The following is a 15,304-nucleotide window of genomic DNA, read 5'->3' as shown; positions in this document are numbered from 1 at the left end:
CAAGCTTTTTGGCCTCATTGCGCCGCAACCGCACGGTCCCGTTGCCCCGAGATCGCAAACTGGCCGACGACTGGCAGATGGTCCGATCCAGCGGGCTGGGTCGGCCGCGGCGACACCATCGGGCGCACGCCCTCGGAAATGAACATGTGGTCGATCGACAGCTGCGGCAGCGCCAGAGGCACCGCCGGCCAGCTTGGCCAATGCTGTAGGCCGGTGAGACCTGAGCCGCGCACGAAGCTCTGGAATATCAGCGAATAGGGCGTGGCGTTGAAGTCGCCGGCCACGATCAGCGGCCCCTTGCGCTGAGCCACATGGCGAGCAAGCGCCGCGACCTGCGCCTGCTGCTCGTAGATCCATGGCGCCCGCGACGTGTGCACGCTCACCACCGTAAGCCCGGCCAGCTCTGGCCCGAACCGGGCCTGCAGCACTGGGAGTCTGGGATGCAGAATGCTGATCTCGCTCGAGGCGATCGGATATTTTGCAAGCACCACCAGGCTGCAGGCGATCCGCCGCTCGCATCCGGCTTGGAACGGATAGAGGTCAGCGACCCGATCGAGCAGCGGCTTCTTCTGGGAAAAAAATTCCTGCATCACCACCACGTCGGCGTTTTCCGCGCGAAGCAAGCCTTCGATGGCGGCCAGATCCTCGTTCAAGACCCAGCTGTTGAACGACAGAAGCTTGACCTGCCGCTCCCCCGCCCTCAAGTCTCCCTCAGGGCTTGAGAGCTTGTCCGCCGCCAGCCAGGAGAAGCCCACGGCGAGATAGAAGAATACCAGGCCTGCCGCGGCGAGCGGCACCCAGAGCCGCCCGCCGGACACCGCAACCAGCGCGAAGACGACCGCTGCCGCCAAGGCGTGCAGCCTGAAGTGAGACAGCACATCCAGAGGCAGCCAGACGCCGCCGAGATAGCCGGCCACGAGAACCGCAAGGCTGATCGCCAGGCCGCATAGGGGTAGCGCCATATTGATGACCGATCGGATCATAAAACTGACATAGGCCGGAGGGTTTCATGGACCGGCGCGCCCCGAGGCCGCGCCTTCCTTAACAGAGTTCTTTATGCCGCACTAATGTTCTGATAAAAGAACTAAAGGTTCACTATCACGACCAAAGCCCAGAGGGAGACGCATCATGACGCTGCAACTTGGTGACACCGCCCCCGATTTCACCGCCGAAACGACCGAAGGCACGATCCGCTTCCATGAATGGCTTGGCGACAAGTGGGGTGTGCTGTTCTCGCATCCGAAGAACTTCACCCCTGTCTGCACCACGGAGCTCGGCTATACCGCCAAGCTCAAGCCCGAATTCGAGAAGCGCAATGTGAAGGTCATCGGCATCTCCGTCGATCCGCTGGATGCCCATGACAAGTGGGCCGCAGACATTCTCGAAACTCAGGGCCATGCCCTCAACTTCCCGCTGATTGCCGATCCCGATCGCAAGGTCGCGACCCTGTACGGCATGATCCATCCCAATGCCAGCGACACGACCACCGTTCGCTCGGTGTTCGTGATCGGCCCGGACAAGAAGGTCAAGCTGACCTTGACCTATCCGGCCTCCACCGGCCGCAATTTCGACGAGATCCTCAGGGTCATCGACAGCCTCCAGCTCACGGCCAAACACCAGGTGGCAACACCTGTGAACTGGAAACAGGGCGAGGATGTGATCATCGTCCCGGCGGTGAGCGATGATGAGGCGAAGGTGAAGTTTCCGCAGGGCTGGAAGGCCTTGAAGCCCTATCTGCGGCTGGTCCAGCAGCCGCGCACCTGATCGGCGAGCAGTTCATCCCTGAAACGGGTTGCAGGCGCGGGTTCACCCCCCGCGCCTTTTTCGTTGTGCGGCCTCATGAGCTTGGGCCTAATTGCTCGCATGAGCAAGAAGGCATGGATTCTGATTCTCGCCGCCGCCCTGCTTTCCCGCATCGCGCCGGCCGCCGCGCAGCTTGCCGCGCCGGATTTCCCGCTCGATGCGCTGACCTTCCAGGAAATCTCCCGCACGGTCTCCCTGCTCAAGCAGGCTGGGCTCGCCGACGACCAGACCCTGTTTCCCACCATCACCCTCAGCGAACCACCGAAGGCCGATGTGCTCGCTTGGCGGCCGGGCCAACCCTTTGCGCGCACGGCCCTCGTCATCATGCGCCGCGATGGGCGGACGACCGAGGCCGTGGTCGACCTGTCCGCCGACCGGGTGGCTTCCCACCGCGCCCTGCCGGACGTGCAGCCCTCGATCATGCAGGACGAGTGGGCGCGGGCTGCCGATGCGGTCACGAGCGATGCCCGCTGGCGAAACGCCATGCGCGAGGCTGGCATCGACGACATGTCGGAGGTGACCTGCACGCCCATGCCGGCGGGCACCTTCCCCCAGGAATCCTACGGGGGGCGCCGCATCCTGCGGGTGACCTGCTATGACGATCGCCATCCTCTGTCGCCCCATGCCAGCCGCTCGATCGAGGGCATTCTGGCCATCGTGGACGCGGATACCGGCGAGGTGATCGACGTGAAGGTGGAACAGCCCGTCGTCATCCCCTCGGCCATCTCTCCCCTTCCCGCCTCGGATCCCCTGCCCGCCCAAAAGCCCGTCGTGAATACCTCCCCGCAAGGCACCAATATCGCGATCACCGGCAACTGGCAGGTCCAGTGGCAGAACTGGTCCTTTCACCTGCGGCCAGACCGGCGCAGTGGCCTGATCGTGTCGCTCGTCCGCTTCAACGACAGGGGCAATGGTCGGCTCATCGCCTATCAGATGGCACTGGCCGAGCTGTTCGTGCCTTACATGGACCCGGGTCTTGGCTGGGCGACCCGCAACTATCTCGATGCCGGCGAGCTCGGCCTCGGCTATCTCGTCTCCACTCTGGCGGAGGGGCGCGACTGTCCGGCCCAGTCCTACTATCTCGACATGCTGATGCCCAGCGACCGCGGCGGCATGTTCAAGGCCGACCGCGCCCTGTGCATCTTCGAGCGGGCGACCGGCAATCCCGCCTGGCGGCATTATGACGTCACCACCGGCGAAACCGCCGCCCGCCCCGATGTCGAGCTGGTGGTGCGCACCATCCCCACCATCGGCAACTATGATTATGTCATCGACTATGTGTTCTCGAGCCGCGGCACCGTCACGGTGCGCGCTGGCGCCACCGGCATCGACGCCGTGAAGACGGTGGGCGCCAAAAACCTCGCCTCGCCGGAAGCGGCAGCGGACACCCGCTATGGCGCGCTGGTCGCCCCCGAGACGGTCGCCCCCTATCACGACCACTATTTCGCCTTCCGCCTCGACCTCGACATCGACGGGCCCGAGAACAGCTTCATCACCGAACGCTTCGTTCCCGAGAAAGCGCCGCCCGCAAGCCTGCGCACCAGCCTCTGGCGTCTTCAGCCGGAGGTCATGCGGACGGAAGGCCCGGTGACGGGCAGCCATCATGGGGCGGGCGAGATCTGGCGCGTAATCAACCCTAACCGGCGTACGGGTCTGGGCTATCACCCCGGCTACGAGATCATGCCCGAGCATGGCACGGCCACCTCCCTGCTCGATCCGCGCGATCCTGCCCAGCGCCGCGCTGCCTTTTCCAAGGCGACCCTCTGGGTCACCAGGGCGAAGCCCGACGAGCTCTATCCCGCGGGCGATTTCCCGGTCGCGAGCCTCGATGACGGCCTGCCGCGCTTTGCCGCCGACGGCGCGGCGATCGAGAACCAGGACCTGGTGTTCTGGTACACCATCGGCTTCCGCCATGTCACCCGGCCGGAGGACTGGCCGATCCTGCCCACCATGTGGCACGGCTTCATGCTGCGGCCCTACGGCTTCTTCGACAGTGATCCCTCGGCCGCGCTGAGGCCCGACACCGCCCAGTAGGCGCTCACCCGTACTGCTTCTCCAGCGCGTCCCATTCCTCCTGGCAGGTGCCGAAGGGAATCATGATATGCGTCCGAAACGCCGGACGCTCCTGCAGCCGGGCATAGTAAGCTTCGGTCCTGGGCAAGGTCGGCCGATCGATTGGCATGCGCATGTAGCGCGCCACGGACGCGCCGATCGGGATGTCGCCAATGGTCAGGCGCGGGCCGGCAATGTGGTCCGCCTCGCTCAGGCCTTCCTCGACCATGCGGAACACCGAAGCCAGTTTCTCGGCCGCTGCATCAAAGCCGGCCGGCCGCGCCGTCCCGCGCGGGGCCCGCACGGTGGCCATGAAAACCGGCGTCATCGCGGGAGAGAGTGTGGTCGCGCTCCAGTCCATCCAGCGGTCGGCGCGGGCGCGGGCCAGCGGATCCTCGGGCCACAGCCCGCCCGTATCGTGCTTGGCCGCGAGGTAGCGCACGATCGCGTTCGACTCCCACAGCACCGCGTCGCCATCCCTGACGGTCGGCACCAAACCGTTCGGGTTCATGGCCAGGTAGGACTTGTCCGCGGTCCCGCCAAAGCTGCCGCCGAGCGGCACGCGCTCATGCGCAAGCCCCAGCTCGCCAATGGTCCACAGCACTTTCTGCACGTTGATGGAATTGGCGCGCCCCCAGACTGTCAGCATTGCCCATCCTCCCTTTTTCGGCCTTCAAACGACAATCGGCCGGACTGTTATATCCGGCCGATCGCCTTTCGCGGAGAGTTCAATGCGCGAGTGGCTCAGTCGCCTGCCACATAGCTCGAGCCGAGATGGCTCATCGGGTCCACCGCCTGCGCGCCCTTCCGGATCTCGAAATGGACCTGCGGGCTGGAGACCGAGCCGGTGGCACCGGCCTTGGCGATCACGTCGCCGCGCTTCACCTGGTCGCCGCGCTTGACCAAGAGGTCCTTGTTATGGGCATAGGCTGTCACCCAGCCACCCTCGTGGCGGATCAGCACGAGATTGCCATAGCCCTTGAGCTCGTTGCCGGCATAGGCCACCACGCCATTCTCGGCGGCGCGCACGCTGGTCCCCTCCGGCACCGCGATATTGATGCCGTCGTTGCGCGAGCCATTGGGCTTATCCCCGAATTTGGAGATCACGCGCCCCTTCACCGGCCAGCGGAAGCTGTTCGCGCTGCTTGCCGGCGGCGGGGTCATCGGCGCTGAAGCGGTTCCGGCGGCCGGCGTCTGCGGGCTCGTTCTGCTCGCACCCATATCGGCGCTGGCCGAGGCGCCATTCGCCGGGATCTGCCCCAGCGTGCTCGGTCCCGGGGCCGGCGTTGTCGATGCGGGCGCCGATGGATTGAGCGATGCGACCTTGGTGCCGGCCGCCGCCCCCGTCTGCCCCGCTCCGCCGGGAATGCGCACGCTCTCGCCCACGCGGAGATGGTGAGTCATCTCGAACCCATTGGCGCTGGCAATGGCTGCCGGCGACACGTTGTATGTTCGCCCGAGGCTGTAGAGCGTCTCGCCGGGGCGCACCACATGGGTGCCCGAACGGGTCGCCGCCGCGACCGCGGGCGCCGAGCGGATTCCCGTGCTGCCGCCGCCATAGGCGCTCGCCGACGAAGTGTTGCCGCCGGGCAGCCTGAGCACCTGCCCTGCCCTGATGGAATAGGGCGGCGTCAGCCCGTTGACCGCCACCAGCTGGTTGACGGACACGCCGTTCTCGCGCGCGACGGCATAGAGGGTCTGCCCCTCCCGCACGGTGATCTGCCGGCCGCCGGCAGCGGGAGCGCCATAGCTCGCCTGCTGCACGGGCGCCGAGGCCGGCGCGGATGCGTAGCCGCTCGTCTGCCTGTAGCTGGGCTGATAGGCGCCTGATGAATAACCACCACCGGCCGGAGGAAGCTGTGACGTCTGAACGGAACTGGCTGAGGCAACGCTCGCTGGAGCCGGTGCGCTGGCGGTCGCCGCGCCATAGGTCCCGCCGGTCGACCCTGTCGTCGTCGGTCCGAAACGGGTCATGTCGGCACTGCACGCGGCCGACAGACCGGCGAGCGCCACCGCGCCTGCAAATTGTGCAATGCGCCTTGCCCAGAACGGGCCGGGGGTGGAGCAACGCATAAAAATCAACTCCCGCAACTGAACCATTCGCGCAAGATAGTGAACGGGTTAAGTTAAAAGACGCTTAAATTTGCAAGGGAAATCGAAGAGTTCCCCTAATATTGCGGCCGAATTGGGCGGCCCTGTGTCGGCCGGTTGTCAGATCGCTGCCGGCAGGGCTTGGCGAGACCTGGCCGGGCTCTTCAAGCCTCGCGCGGCATGCCTGGCACCAGGGACACGAAACGCACCGGCAGCAGCGACTGGCGTTCGTAGCTTTCTTCCGTCCGCACCACCCGTTGCAGCTCCTGGCGGCCGGGCGAGGTCTCGATCGGCAGCACCATGATGCCGCCCACCTTGAGCTGGTCGAGCAGCGCCAAGGGCATGGAGGATGCGGCGGCCGTGACGATGATGCGGTCGAACGGCGCCTGGCTTGGCCAGCCCTTCATCCCGTCGCCCACGATGGCCGTGATATTGGTCAGTCTCAGCTGCTTGAACCGCTCCTCCGCGGCGCGCAGCAGGATGCGATAGCGCTCGACCGTGTAGATGCGGCGGCATAGATGCGCCAGCACGGCCGTCTGGTAGCCCGACCCGGTGCCCACCTCCAGCACCTTCATGCGGTCGGTCACCTCCAGCCTGTCGCTCATGAAGGCGACGATGAACGGCTGCGATATGGTCTGCCCGCAAGCGATCGGCAGCGACTGGTCCGCATAGGCCTGGTCCGCATAGGCCGCATCCACGAAGATCTCCCGCGGCACCCGCTCGATCGCGTCCAGCACCGCCGTGCTGCGGATGCCCTGGCTGCGCAGGTTCATGATCAGCTGAATTTTCCGAGAATCTGCGGCAGGAATGCCACGCCGGTGCGCCAACTGGGGCGTGTTCATTGTCCCGCGCTTGCCCCGCGACGGAATAGCCATGTCCCAGTCCTGCCAAAGGGCTGTTAGACTTTCTCCCGCAAAGCCTGGCGCAGCGCCTCGAGCGCATCGAGCTGCGTCAGGTTGAGATGCAGCGGTGTCACCGAAATCGCATGATCCATCACTGCGCGCAAATCAGTGCCCTCGCCAGGATTGCTCATCTCGCGCCGAAAGCCCAGCCAGAAATATGGATTGCCGCGCGCGTCGATGCGCTCGTCGACCACGAGCAGGTTCTGGTCGCGCTTGCCTTGCGATGTGGCTTCGATGCCCGTGACCTTATCCGGCGGGCAATCCGGAAAATTGATGTTGAGCAGCGTGCCCGGCCCAAGCTCCAGATCAAAGAGCCGCGCCACCACCTTGGGCCCGTGCTTGCGCGCGGTTTCCCATTGGATCACCGGTTGCTCGCCCTTCTCCCGCTTCTGGAAGCCGAAGGCCTGCGACAGGGCGAAGGAGCGGATGCCGAGCGCCGTTCCCTCCATGGCCGCTGCAATGGTGCCGGAATAAGTCACGTCGTCGGCCAGGTTCTGGCCGCGATTGACCCCGGACAGCACCAGGTCCGGCGGCTCCGGCATAACCTTCTTCAGCGCCATCACCACGCAGTCGGTGGGCGTGCCCTTCACCGCAAAGCGCCGCTCGTTGTACTCCCGCAGGCGCAGCGGGTCCGCGAGCGTGAGCGAATGCGAAGCCCCGCTCTCCTCGCCTTGCGGCGCCACCACCCACACATCGTCCGACAGCGCCCGGGCGATGTCCTCGAGCACCGCCAGGCCGGGGCCATAGATGCCGTCGTCATTGGTGACCAGAATGCGCACCGGACGGCCATCCGGCATCTTGAGCTTGCTAGCCATGGGCGGGAATGACCTCCAACCCGCCCATATAGGGGCGGAGCGCCTCGGGGATCACCACCGATCCGTCGGCTTCCTGATAGTTTTCCAGAATGGCCACCATGGTGCGGCCCACCGCCAGGCCGGACCCGTTCAGCGTGTGCACATAGGCCGGCCGGCCGCCGCCCTTGGGCCGGAATCGCGCCTCCATGCGCCGGGCCTGGAAATCGCCGCAGACAGAGCAGGAAGAGATCTCGCGATAGGCATCCTGTCCCGGCAGCCACACCTCGATGTCGAAGGTGAGCCGCGAGGCAAACCCCATATCGCCGGTGCACAGGGCCATCACCCGGTAATGCAGCCCCAGCCGCTGCAGCACCTTTTCGGCGCAGCCCAGCATGCGGTCGAGCTCCGCGCGCGACTGCTCCGGCGTGGTGATCGAGATCAGCTCCACCTTCGAGAACTGGTGCTGGCGGATCATCCCGCGGGTATCGCGCCCCGCAGCCCCTGCTTCCGCCCGGAAGCACGGCGTGAAGGCGGCGAACCGCAGCGGCAGCTCATCCTCGTCCAGAATGCTCTCCCGAACCAGATTGGTGAGCGGCACCTCGGCCGTGGGCACGAGCCAGGCGAACCGCCCCTGCTCGACCGCGCTACCGGCATAGACCGAAAACTGATCTTCCTCGAATTTCGGCAGCTGCGCGGTGCCGAACATCACGTGGTCGCGCACCAGGAGCGGTGGCGACACCTCCGTATAGCCGTTCTCGCCGGTGTGCATATCGAGCATGAACTGGGCGAGCGCCCGTTCCATGCGGGCGAGCGCCCCCCTCAGCACCACGAAGCGCGCGCCCGACAGCTTGGCCGCTGTCTCGAAATCCATGAGCTTCAGGCCTTCGCCGAGGTCGAAATGCTGCTTCGGCGCGAAATTGAACTGCCGCTTCTCGCCGAAGCGCTTCAGCTCCACATTGCCGTGCTCGTCGGCCCCTTCCGGCACCTCGTCCAGCGGCAGGTTCGGGATCTCGGCCAGCGCTTCCCGCAAGGCCGCATCCAGCCGCCGCTCCTCCTCCTCACCCTGCTGGATGGCGCTTTTGAGGGCCGCCACCTCCGCCATCAGGCTCTGGGCCAGCGCCTCGTCCTTCGCCGCCTTGGCCTGGCCGATCTCCTTGGACAGGGCATTGCGCCGGGTCTGCGCCTCCTGAGCCGCCGTAATGGCGGCGCGCCGCTCCTCATCCAGCGCGATCAGCCGGGACGACACCGGCTCGAGCCCACGCTTCTTCAGGCCCAGATCGAAGGCTGCGGCGTTCTCGCGAATCCATTTGATGTCGAACATGACGGCAATCGGGGATGAGGGGTCAGCGACCCTATGAGTTAAAGGCTCGCTGTATACGCGCCCATCCCCGATGCGGCAAGCCGGTAGCGATGAGGCTCGCAGAACCCGGGGAGCCTGCCAGAGAGGCGGCCTAGCCCAACCCCTTCGTCAGCCGGTCGAATTGAATCAGTTTGGCAAGCAGCCCTTCCATGTCCTTGAGCGGAATCATGTTTGGGCCGTCGGAGGGCGCATGGTCCGGGTCCTGGTGGGTTTCGATGAACAGGGCCGCGACCCCGACCGCCACCGCCGCCCGCGCCAGCACCGGCACGAACGAGCGGTCGCCGCCGGAGGATGTGCCCTGTCCGCCCGGCTGCTGCACCGAATGGGTGGCATCGAACACCACCGGCACGCCCAGTTCAGCCATGATCGGCAGGGCGCGCATGTCGGACACCAGCGCATTATAGCCGAAGGACACGCCCCGCTCGGTCACCAGCACGTCCTTGGCGCCCGCGCCGGCCAGCTTGTCCACCACGTTCTTCATGTCCCACGGCGCGAGGAACTGGCCCTTCTTCACGTTCACCGGCTTGCCCGTCTTGGCGGCGGCGACCAGCAGATCGGTCTGCCGGCACAGAAACGCCGGGATCTGCAGGATGTCGACCGCCCGGGCCACCTCGGCGCATTGCCCCGGCTCGTGCACGTCGGTAAGCACCGGCACCCCGATGCCGGAGCGGATATCCTCGAATATCGGCAGCGCCGCCTCCAGGCCGACGCCGCGCTTGCCTCTGAGGCTCGTGCGGTTGGCCTTGTCGAACGAGGTCTTGTAGACGAGCCCGATGCCGAGCCGGCCGGCGATCTCCTTCAGGGCGCCGGCCATATCGAACGCATGGTTGCGCGATTCGAGCTGGCACGGCCCGGCAATCAGTGTCAGCGGCAACGCGTTGCCGAACCGGACGTCGCCCGCCGCTACAACCGGATTGAGCATCAATGCCGTTCCTCGAACAGGATCGTGGTGTTGAACGCCTCGTCCGGCGCCACGATGAGCCTTCCGCCGTCGCGCAGATAGGCGATGCGGCCGTCGTCCAGCGCCTCCGCCGCGCGGCCGAGGTCGTTCACCTGGACCACGAAGCCGGCAAAGCATGGCCCCTCCGCCAGGTCCGGCGCAAGTGCCGCCGGGAAATGCTTCTCCCAGGCAGCGGGTGAAAGCATGCGCACACCGCCTCGGCTGAGCCTGAAGCCTATCTCCTCATCCGCCAGCACCTGGGGCTCGACCCCGGTGAACGCCGCGAAGAACTCCGCATAGGCCTTGGGATGCTCGCCCATCATTAGCGCATCGCCCAGACCCAGCGCACCATTGGCATGTACCTGATATTCCCGCTTCCAGAAATATTGCGGCGCCCGCTGCTGGCAGACGAAGAACCCCGCCCGGCCCATCGCCTCGTGCGCGGCAAAGGCGAGCGAGAAGCCCACCGTCACCTCCTCGCCATCCGGCAGCTTGGCCTTGCGCTGGAAGTCGAAGGGCTCGAAACGGCTGATGCCGGCTTGCAGATATCGTTGCTGGTCGGCTCGCGCATCGTCGCTGTCCAGCACCAGCATGGAAAAACCCTCGCCCCGCTCGAGGAAATCGCGATTGAACGCGGCGAAGCTGAAGTGGCGCGCGCCATGCTCGGGAACCTCGGTCGGCTCGCGCACCGCCAATACCTCGAGGAACGACCCGTCGAACTGCACCAGCTGGTTCATGGTGCCGAACGGGTGGATGGCGCGGGGCGTGCAGGTGAAGCCCATCGCCTTGTACCGGGCCGCCGCCTCGTCCAGATCGTTCACGCATAGCACCAGGTGATCGATGCCCTTCATCCTTCCCCCTGCCCATCTTCCGGCTTGGCCTTGTCGGCGGCCCGTGCAGCAAACTTAACCTCCTGCACGTTGTAAGGCATCCCGATATTATTCTCTTCGAAGGCCTTCCGTATGGCCACGCGGAGATCGCTGGCCACGAGACCTGTGGTGGTGACGTCAGCCACATAAGCATACAGCTCGAATTCGTTGGCCGCCGCGCCGAAATTGGTGAACAGGGCCAAGGGCGCGGGAAATGCCAGCACCTGCTGGTGGCGCTTGGCGCAATCGGTCATGAGCTGCAGCACCTTCTCGGGGTCCGCGTCCGCATCCGCCCGCACCGCCACCAGCGCCCGGCCCACGGTGTCGGTGTGGGTCCAGTTCTGCACCGTTTCCGAGATCAGGCTGGAATTGGGCACGATGACCGAGGCCTTGTCTACCGTCTCGATCTCCGTCGAGCGCACGTTGATGCGCTTGACGATGCCTTGGCCGCCGGTGACCTTGATCAGGTCGCCGACCTTGATCGGCCGCTCCGCCAGCAGGATCAGCCCCGAGACGAAATTGTTGACGATGCTCTGCAGGCCGAAACCGATACCGACACCGAGCGCGCCGGCGATGATCGCGAGGCTCGCGAAGTCGACCCCCGCATAGCTCAAGGCGAACACGCCGGCGAGGATGACGCCGGCATAGGTCACGCCGGTATGGATCGAGTCGCGCAGGCCCTTGTTGAGTTGGGTGCGGGCCAGCACGCGGGCATCCAGCCACCGGGTGAACAGTTTCGTGATCACCACGCCGACGGCAAAGGCAAGGATCGCCGCCATCACCGTGTAGAGCGAGATGGTGATGCCGCCCAAACGGAAGCCGAAGAACGCGGTGTTGAGCCAGCTCGTGATGTCGACCCAGGTCACCGCCGTCTGCAGCACCACCAGGGGAACGCCGATGAACACCAGTCCGAAATCGACCAGCGTGGTGATCGCGACGCCGACCCGGTCCGCCCCCTTGTTGCTGAGCAACAGGTTGCGGCGCAGGAATCTCCCGGCTGGACGGTTGGGCTTGATGCCGTCGCTCACCAGCTGATCCGCCAGATAGTGAATCAGCACGAGGAACACGATCAGGATGGTCAGGACCACCAGCTGTTGGCTGAGATACTGGGCCAGGGCGATGAGGCCGAGCACCAGCGCGGCGGCGATGGTCGCGGCCACCCCCCAGAAGAACAGCGGCAGACGGGAGGCCCAGCCGAAGCGCGCCGGCGGCTCCGGGGCCGGGGCCGCCGCCTCGCCCTGCGGCGCTTCTTCCCCGCTCCGCAACGTCAGCAGCACCAGCACCACGAGCGAGACGGTCAGGATCGAGGTAACGGCCCCTTGCAGCACCGAGAACTGCACGGGCACGAACAGGATCTCGGCCAGGCGGCGGAACGCGCCGTCGATGGCATATATGATGAACGTGAGCTCGAGCAGGCTGCTGATCCGGTGCGCCAGACCATCGCTCATGCCGATGATGCGCCACCTCGGCGCGGCAGGCGCGAAGATGCCATGGATGAACGCCCGCCCGGTCGCGATGATGGTCACGCAAGACGCGATCGTCCAGTAGATGCGGGTCGCCTGCGGGCTCGCCTCGATCGTGCTCGACAGGGCGAGATAGATGAGCCCCGAGGCGAGGATCAGCGGCGCGGCGGCCGCGATCGTGCCGGCAAAGATGTTCCACAACCGCTCGAGATCGGACGGGTTCGACTTGTCGCGCCGCGGTCGGATCAGCCAGTCGAGCGCATGACGGGCAGCGACCGACGCCGCGATGGCCGCCGCCAGTTCGCCCAGAAGCAGGGCCGTCCCGAAAGGCGTCAGGCTGCCGGCAAGCCGGTTCCACCAATTGCTTGCCACCGTCATGAATCGCGACACGAACGGCTCGATGGTGCTCGACCCTTCGATCCACAGCCGCGGGTCGAGCACCGAGTGATCGCTCTCGAAGATCTTGCTGAAGAACCTGTCGTGCTGAATGCGCGAGGCCTGCTCCGACAGCTGCTGCGTGGTGACCCGGATCAGATCGAGCTGCGCCTGCAGCGCGCGGATCTGGTCCCGGCGCGCGGTGAGCGTCTTGCGCTGCTCCGCAATGCCCGGTGCCTCCTCCGCGCCGCCCTCGGGCGGTGGGCCCAGCTGCTCCAGGGCTTGGTTTGCAGCGGCCAGCTGCGGCTGCAGGGCGTCGATCATCTGCAGCGTCGCCGTGCGGATGTCCTCGATCTGCGCGCGGGCCTTGTCCAATGCCGCCGTGGGCAGATCGACCCGGACGATCTGGTTCTTGAGCTGCTCCAGCTGCTGGTTGATAGGATCGATCTGCCGTTGGATCCGATCGAGCGTCGCGTCTTGGCCCCATGCCGCGAACGCCGTCGTCCACAGCACCAGCAGCAGCGCGATGAGCCTGGCCATCGCCAGCCCGACCTCCCTCGAATGCACGCGCGTAGCCATGGCCCTCAGCAGGTCCGGTTCCTGATCGGCTGATGAATTGTCAGGCGGTCATCACGGGAAAGCTGGGCCATTTGAAGGCGGCGCGACAATGGCTGCCCGATAGCCATGGGGATTGCCCCGGCGCGCCCATGCCTCACACCAGCCGGCTTTGCTCGACCGCCGCGCCGATGAACGAGGCGAAGAGCGGGTGGGGATCGAAGGGCCGCGACTTGAGCTCCGGATGATACTGCACCCCGATATACCAGGGATGGTCGGGCAGCTCGATCACCTCCGGCAACAGGCCGTCGGGCGACATGCCGGAGAAGCGCAGGCCGGCCACCTCCAGTCGTTCCTTATAGCGCGTGTTCACCTCGTAGCGGTGGCGGTGCCGCTCCGAGATGCGTGTGTCTCCGTAGATCTGAGCAACCTTGCTGCCCGGTGTGAGCACGGCGTCATAGGCGCCGAGCCGCATCGTCCCGCCGAGATCGCCGTCGGCCCGGCGCTGCTCCAGCTCGTTGCCGCGCATCCATTCCGTCATGACGCCGACCACCGGATCGGCCGCCGGGCCGAACTCGGTCGAGCTGGCGCCGGGTACGCCGGCGAGATTGCGCGCCGCCTCGATGACCGCCATCTGCATGCCGAAGCAGATGCCGAAATAGGGCACCTTGCGGGTGCGCGCGAACGTCGCCGCCGCGATCTTCCCTTCCGCCCCGCGCTCCCCGAACCCTCCCGGCACGAGAATGCCGTGCAGGCCTTCCAGGAACGGCGCCGGGTCCTCGCGCTCGAAGATCTCGGACTCGATCCATTCCATGCGCACCCGCACCTTGTTGGCGATGCCGCCATGGATCAGCGCTTCGTTCAGTGACTTGTAGGCATCGAGCAGGCCCGTGTATTTGCCGACCACGCCTATGCGCACCTCGCCCTCGGGCTCGTGAATGCGCTTCGATATCTCTTCCCATTTGCCCAGCCGCACCACCGGGTCGGGCGCAAGGCCGAAGGCCAGCAGCACCTGCGCGTCCAAGCCCGCTCTGTGATAGGTCAGCGGCACGTCGTAGATCGACGGCACGTCGAGCGCCGGGATCACCGCCTCCGGCCGCACGTTGCAGAACGTGGCGATCTTCTTGCACTGGCCCTCGGGGATCGGCCGGTCGCTTCGGCACAGCAGGATGTCCGGCTGGATGCCGATCGACCGCAGCTCCTTCACCGAGTGCTGGGTGGGCTTCGTCTTGAGCTCGCCGGCGCTCGCGATATAGGGCAGCAGCGTCACGTGGATATAGACGCAGGAATTGCGCGGCAGCTCGTTGCCCAGCTGGCGAATCGCCTCGAAGAATGGCAGGCCCTCGATGTCGCCCACCGTGCCGCCGATCTCGCACAGCACGAAATCGTAGCCCTCGTTGCCATCCAGGATGAAGGCCTTGATGGCGTCCGTCACATGCGGGATCACCTGGACCGTGCCGCCGAGATAGTCTCCGCGCCGCTCCTTGGTCAGGATCTCCTGATAGATGCGTCCGGTGGTGATATTGTCCTGCTGCGTGCAGGGCCGGCCGGTGAAGCGTTCATAGTGGCCGAGATCGAGGTCTGTCTCCGCCCCGTCGTCGGTGACGAACACTTCCCCATGCTGATAGGGGCTCATGGTCCCTGGATCGACATTGAGATACGGGTCGAGCTTCCGTAGACGGACGGAATACCCGCGCGCCTGCAGAAGCGCCCCGAGAGCCGCAGAGGCCAGTCCCTTGCCGAGTGAGGAGACCACGCCGCCGGTAATGAAGATGTACCGCGCCATGGGCTTGTAGAATACACGAGTCTGAGCGCTGTCAACCAGCTATTTAGCGCATGATCCCGAAACTGCGCATCGGCATCCGGAAAAGATCACGCGCCGGCAAAGAATTAGAACCGGATGGCGGCTGCGGCCGTCATCCCGCTCCTGGGGAGGGCGCGGTGGAACCGCGTTCCCGGGGCAACGCGGGCCGCCTTACTGCTGGGCCGGTGGCGAGCCCGCCGGCGCTGCAGGCGCCGTGCTGCCGGCATTGGGCGCAGGCTCGCCTGACGCACCGGGCGCCGGGGCCGTGGGTGCCGCCGGCGTTGGCACGGTCGGCG

12 protein-coding genes are annotated in these 15,304 nt (G+C 65.9%); 2 read left to right on the top strand and 10 right to left on the bottom strand.

Annotated elements, in window-relative coordinates; all coding sequences use genetic code 11:
* Positions 1-14 precede the first annotated feature (14 nt).
* Complete coding sequence (locus tag E4P09_RS23780; RefSeq protein ID WP_137392156.1) at positions 15-983, bottom strand: endonuclease/exonuclease/phosphatase family protein; 969 nt, start codon at positions 981-983, stop codon at positions 15-17.
* Between the two features lie 145 nt (positions 984-1,128).
* Here E4P09_RS23780 and E4P09_RS23775 point away from each other — a divergent pair, with 145 nt between their 5' ends.
* Positions 1,129-1,764 (top strand): peroxiredoxin, encoded by a 636-nt coding sequence (locus E4P09_RS23775; RefSeq protein WP_137392155.1) that lies wholly within the window; start codon positions 1,129-1,131, stop codon positions 1,762-1,764.
* A gap of 99 nt (positions 1,765-1,863) precedes the next feature.
* Positions 1,864-3,837, top strand: coding sequence for a copper amine oxidase (locus E4P09_RS23770; protein WP_170984612.1), 1,974 nt, complete (start codon positions 1,864-1,866; stop codon positions 3,835-3,837).
* 4 nt (positions 3,838-3,841) lie between these two features.
* Here E4P09_RS23770 and E4P09_RS23765 read toward each other — a convergent pair whose 3' ends face one another.
* The 9 genes from E4P09_RS23765 to pyrG form a co-directional block, all read right to left on the bottom strand.
* On the bottom strand, positions 3,842-4,504 hold the full coding sequence (locus E4P09_RS23765; protein ID WP_137392153.1) for a glutathione S-transferase family protein: 663 nt from the start codon (positions 4,502-4,504) through the stop codon (positions 3,842-3,844).
* A gap of 95 nt (positions 4,505-4,599) precedes the next feature.
* On the bottom strand, positions 4,600-5,928 hold the full coding sequence (locus tag E4P09_RS23760; RefSeq protein WP_170984611.1) for a LysM peptidoglycan-binding domain-containing M23 family metallopeptidase: 1,329 nt from the start codon (positions 5,926-5,928) through the stop codon (positions 4,600-4,602).
* Positions 5,929-6,110: 182 nt separating this feature from the next.
* Positions 6,111-6,788, bottom strand: a complete 678-nt coding sequence (locus E4P09_RS23755) for a protein-L-isoaspartate(D-aspartate) O-methyltransferase (RefSeq protein ID WP_137392332.1) — start codon at positions 6,786-6,788, stop codon at positions 6,111-6,113.
* 56 nt (positions 6,789-6,844) lie between these two features.
* Positions 6,845-7,627 (bottom strand): 5'/3'-nucleotidase SurE, encoded by a 783-nt coding sequence (gene surE / locus E4P09_RS23750; protein ID WP_137392331.1) that lies wholly within the window; start codon positions 7,625-7,627, stop codon positions 6,845-6,847.
* Between the two features lie 28 nt (positions 7,628-7,655).
* Entirely contained in the window at positions 7,656-8,963 is a 1,308-nt protein-coding gene (gene serS, locus E4P09_RS23745; protein ID WP_137392151.1) for a serine--tRNA ligase, read from the bottom strand.
* A gap of 130 nt (positions 8,964-9,093) precedes the next feature.
* Positions 9,094-9,924, bottom strand: coding sequence for a 3-deoxy-8-phosphooctulonate synthase (gene kdsA / locus E4P09_RS23740; RefSeq protein ID WP_137392150.1), 831 nt, complete (start codon positions 9,922-9,924; stop codon positions 9,094-9,096).
* Positions 9,924-10,793, bottom strand: coding sequence for a VOC family protein (locus E4P09_RS23735; RefSeq protein WP_137392149.1), 870 nt, complete (start codon positions 10,791-10,793; stop codon positions 9,924-9,926). Before E4P09_RS23735 ends, kdsA begins: the two co-directional genes overlap by 1 nt.
* Complete coding sequence (locus E4P09_RS23730; RefSeq protein ID WP_170984610.1) at positions 10,790-13,189, bottom strand: mechanosensitive ion channel domain-containing protein; 2,400 nt, start codon at positions 13,187-13,189, stop codon at positions 10,790-10,792. Before E4P09_RS23730 ends, E4P09_RS23735 begins: the two co-directional genes overlap by 4 nt.
* 172 nt (positions 13,190-13,361) lie before the next feature.
* A complete protein-coding gene (gene pyrG, locus E4P09_RS23725) occupies positions 13,362-14,990 on the bottom strand; it encodes a CTP synthase (RefSeq protein ID WP_137392147.1) in 1,629 nt (542 codons plus the stop codon).
* Positions 14,991-15,304: the final 314 nt, after the last annotated feature.

The organism is Rhodoligotrophos defluvii (assembly GCF_005281615.1).
Taxonomy (GTDB): domain Bacteria; phylum Pseudomonadota; class Alphaproteobacteria; order Rhizobiales; family Im1; genus Rhodoligotrophos; species Rhodoligotrophos defluvii.
Note: the sequence above shows the minus strand (reverse complement) of the source record. Positions and strands in the feature narration are given on the sequence as shown.

Coding starts and splice junctions, on each gene's coding strand:
- E4P09_RS23780 (WP_137392156.1), bottom strand. CDS start 983: ATGATCCGATCGGTCATCAATATGGCGCTACCCCTATGCGGCCTGGCG.
- E4P09_RS23775 (WP_137392155.1), top strand. CDS start 1,129: ATGACGCTGCAACTTGGTGACACCGCCCCCGATTTCACCGCCGAAACG.
- E4P09_RS23770 (WP_170984612.1), top strand. CDS start 1,864: ATGAGCAAGAAGGCATGGATTCTGATTCTCGCCGCCGCCCTGCTTTCC.
- E4P09_RS23765 (WP_137392153.1), bottom strand. CDS start 4,504: ATGCTGACAGTCTGGGGGCGCGCCAATTCCATCAACGTGCAGAAAGTG.
- E4P09_RS23760 (WP_170984611.1), bottom strand. CDS start 5,928: ATGCGTTGCTCCACCCCCGGCCCGTTCTGGGCAAGGCGCATTGCACAA.
- E4P09_RS23755 (WP_137392332.1), bottom strand. CDS start 6,788: ATGAACACGCCCCAGTTGGCGCACCGGCGTGGCATTCCTGCCGCAGAT.
- serS (WP_137392151.1), bottom strand. CDS start 8,963: ATGTTCGACATCAAATGGATTCGCGAGAACGCCGCAGCCTTCGATCTG.
- kdsA (WP_137392150.1), bottom strand. CDS start 9,924: ATGCTCAATCCGGTTGTAGCGGCGGGCGACGTCCGGTTCGGCAACGCG.
- E4P09_RS23735 (WP_137392149.1), bottom strand. CDS start 10,793: ATGAAGGGCATCGATCACCTGGTGCTATGCGTGAACGATCTGGACGAG.
- E4P09_RS23730 (WP_170984610.1), bottom strand. CDS start 13,189: ATGGCCAGGCTCATCGCGCTGCTGCTGGTGCTGTGGACGACGGCGTTC.
- pyrG (WP_137392147.1), bottom strand. CDS start 14,990: ATGGCGCGGTACATCTTCATTACCGGCGGCGTGGTCTCCTCACTCGGC.